Annotated in this window: 3 protein-coding genes and 1 pseudogene; 3 read left to right on the forward strand and 1 reads right to left on the reverse strand. The window is 49.8% G+C overall.

The window, feature by feature from the left end; all coding sequences use genetic code 11:
• Positions 1-217: 217 nt before the first annotated feature.
• The 3 genes from RQ738_RS13380 (at position 218) to RQ738_RS13390 (ending at position 2,805) form a co-directional block, all read left to right on the forward strand.
• The gene (locus RQ738_RS13380) at positions 218-556 is read left to right on the forward strand and encodes a tRNA-binding protein (protein WP_314165809.1); all 339 of its coding nucleotides are present in this window, start codon (positions 218-220) and stop codon (positions 554-556) included.
• 50 nt (positions 557-606) lie between these two features.
• Positions 607-993, forward strand: a complete 387-nt coding sequence (locus RQ738_RS13385) for a VOC family protein (RefSeq protein ID WP_314165810.1) — start codon at positions 607-609, stop codon at positions 991-993.
• Positions 994-1,362: 369 nt separating this feature from the next.
• Complete coding sequence (locus RQ738_RS13390; protein WP_314165812.1) at positions 1,363-2,805, forward strand: GGDEF domain-containing protein; 1,443 nt, start codon at positions 1,363-1,365, stop codon at positions 2,803-2,805.
• Between the two features lie 170 nt (positions 2,806-2,975).
• Here RQ738_RS13390 and RQ738_RS13395 read toward each other — a convergent pair.
• A pseudogene (locus RQ738_RS13395) lies at positions 2,976-3,410 on the reverse strand (ubiquinone biosynthesis regulatory protein kinase UbiB); the annotation flags it as partial.

Consider the following 3,410-nt stretch of genomic DNA (forward strand, 5'->3'; position numbering starts at 1 on the left):
ACTGAAATCGCCTTATATCACGCGCTTGGAGCGCTACCTGCCCCGAAAACTACCCATGAATTTTTCTGACGAGGCAAGAATGTTTATGCCTGAGCAAGTAGAAAATAGCTTGGAAACTCGAAAAAACGATGCATAACAAGGCGCTCGTTAGCAAAAAGGGGACGTAGTGAACCTCCCCCAAGACTACTCAATTTAAACGTTGTAATAGGAGAAAGTAGTGCAAACCATCTCTTGGGATGACTTCACAAAAGTAGAATTACGTGTTGGGCGTGTGCTAAGTGCGGAGGTTTTTCTCGAAGCGCGTAAGCCAGCATATATGTTGCAAGTAGATTTTGGCGAGGAGATAGGCTTGAGGAAGTCGAGTGCTCAGATCACTCACCTCTATAAGCCTGAGGAATTGGTCGGGAAGTTGGTGGTAGCAGTGGTGAATTTCCCAAAGAAGCAAATTGGCCCATTGATGTCGGAGTGTCTGGTTACTGGGTTCCATAATGACAAAGGTGAGGTGGCGCTTTGTGTTCCAGATAAGCCAGTGCCATTGGGTACGAAACTACTATAAGCAGCTTACGTGTCGGGTGAGCTTATACGTTCGGCAGAAGAGTAATGTTCATGAATATCGATCACGTAGCGGTTAATGCCGTTTCCCTGGAAAAAGAGATCCAGTTTTTCGTCGGATTTCTTGGGCTTCAACTTCTTCAGAAATGGGAGTCGCCTCGACAGGCGTATGTCGGCTCGAAAGAGGGAGTGGTGATTGGCCTGATAGAGAATCCTGATTACGATGGTTCAGCATTCACAATGGCGCACCTGGCTTTTAGTGTGTCTGAGGCAGAGTTTGATGACTGGGTGAAGAAGATTAACGAATCTGATTTGCCAGTCATTGCAGGCCCCAAGGAGCAAAGAGGCGGAAGAACCATACTCTTTCACACGCCGAGCAAGAACATTGTTGAAGTCTGTTGTCCTGAAGCTCGGAAGACAATCGAACAGCAAGCATATTAGCCGAATAAAAGGGGTCGGTGACAAAGGGTAATACGAATAATTATCGTTTGTCATAGACCCCTTTTATTGACACAGAATTATGAACGCCCTCTGGAGCCGATCTGTTGCAGACGTCCGTGTGTAACCAGTCATAACTCAATCAATCCCGTTATTTACCACAGTTAATACGAGTAATTATGCATTGAATATGATTATTCGAACTGCGAACATGCATCAATCAGTTAAAGTGGGTTGAGAAGGTTTATCAGGATCTTTTAGCTGGATAACTTGCCCCGCCACGCAAGCTGCGACAGGGTGCTTCGTGAGTTGTTATACGTTCAGGTGTGCATTTATTTACTATTTTATTAGTTAATACCAAGGGATGTAGACATGCTGAGGAAGCACCGGGGCGCCATCGGTAAAATCTATCTGGTTGCCGGCCTGAGCCTGTTGCTGCTGACCGGTAGCTTCTACCTATTCGGCTTCAAGCCACTCTCCGATCGCCTGCACTTCGAGCATGCCTTTGAAATGGAGCATTTCCTCCACTCCAATCTATGGTTGATCCAGAGTGTGATCAATAAGCACTATGACTTGTCCCGGCAGAGCGCCAGCCGTACTGCCATCCGCAAGAAGCAGGCAGCCTACCTGCGCGGCGAGGTGAGCCGGGAAGAACTGGTGGCCTTTAGTGTACCCAAACTCGGAGACGCCCTGCGCGCTAATGACGATATCGCGGGCATTGCCCGTTTCGACCCGGCTGGCAAGTTGTTATTTAATGTGGGGCAGCAACTGCCCGAAGGAATCGCAGAACGCTGTGTTCTTGCGAAACTTGAAGCAATCAGAATGCTGAGTCCAACGCAGATCGGGGACAAGCGGCGGCTACTCTATTGCACACCCATCGTGGATCGGGATGGCAGGCGCGTCGGTGCTGATATTCTGATCATGAAGGAGGATGCCATTCAGCAGATCATCGATGATCCACAGGGTTATGATAACACGGTGATAACTGCCGGTGTGGCCAGCGATGGTAGCATCATCTACTGGCCCGGCAAGCAGAATGAATTACCTGCCCGTGGCGTACTCGAGAACTTTATCAAGACTGGTGCCACGCAAGGTGGCTATCTCATCATCTCGAAGGAGATGAAAAACAATGGTTGGCTGCTTTACACAGTGGTCAATGAGGAGCTCTTCTTTGCCGACATCAATCGGCAACTTATGCTACTGCTGAGCGTGATCGTCGGTGTCGCGATATTGTTGTTTGTGCTGACCATGGTCGTCCTGCAGCCCATCATCCGCACTCTCCTGAAGGAGCAACAACTGTTTGAACAGTCACACCGCGATGGGCTAACCGGACTGTACAACCATACCTACATGCAGGAATTGCTGGACCGTGAACTATCTCGCGCCCAGCGCCACAAGCGTCCCCTGTCGATCCTGATGTTTGATCTCGATCACTTTAAACACATCAATGATACATACGGCCACCTGGCAGGCGATGACATGCTACAAAACATCGCCAGGGTGGTGCAACGCAGTGCACGTAAAGAGGATATGGCCGCACGCTATGGTGTCGAAGAGTTCATGCTGATACTACCGGAGACAGATAAAGAGGAGGCATCTATTATGGCTGAGCGTCTGCGTTCTGATGTCGCTTCAACGAGGATTGCAACTGATGCGGGGGAGCTCGGAATCACTATCAGCATAGGTGTAGTCAGTTACGATTCCTATGGAAGTGAAATCACAAAACGTAACATCATACGCACAGCTGATAAGGCCATGTACATCAGCAAGAATGGCGGTCGTAACAGGGTAACAGTTGTTGATCTGCCAGCATGAAGTAGCTTTGGAACAAGGTGTTCGGGTCTTCTGGCCTGAAGATGTTTTTTATTAATCAATCCTTTGCGGCCTCTGCGTCTTTGCGTGCTTTGCGTTTATTACCGGAAAACAAAGCATGATTGCGCAGATCAAAATGGCGTAGTGACTTTATTTACGGTTAAAATATTTTTCTATTTCGCCAACGTCATGAGCAATATCGCCGCACCAAGCCCGGCACTGACATAACTTATTAGTGGGTCAGCGGACTGCATCAGGATGGCAGCGGCGATGATCAGGGCGGCACCGGTTATGCCGGCAAGGAGGCGGCGGTTGTTCTGGCGCATGTCATGCCGAAGCCGGGTCAATTCTTCTGACTTCCATACGACCTCGAGCTTGCCGTTGCGGGCCTTGTCGAGTACTTCGTGCATGAGCAGGGGGAGTTCCGGTAGCTTTTCCGCCATGAGCGGGGCGTTGCGGCGCATGGATTTTGCCAGTCCGCGCCAGCCGACGTGTTCATTCATCCAGCGTTCAAGGAAGGGCTTGGCCGTGGTCCACAGGTCGAGGTCGGGATACAGTTGGCGGCCGAGGCCTTCGATGTTGAGCAGGGTCTTTTGCAACAATACCAG

It is taken from the genome of Sulfuriflexus sp., assembly GCF_032250955.1.
GTDB lineage: Bacteria > Pseudomonadota > Gammaproteobacteria > AKS1 > AKS1 > Sulfuriflexus.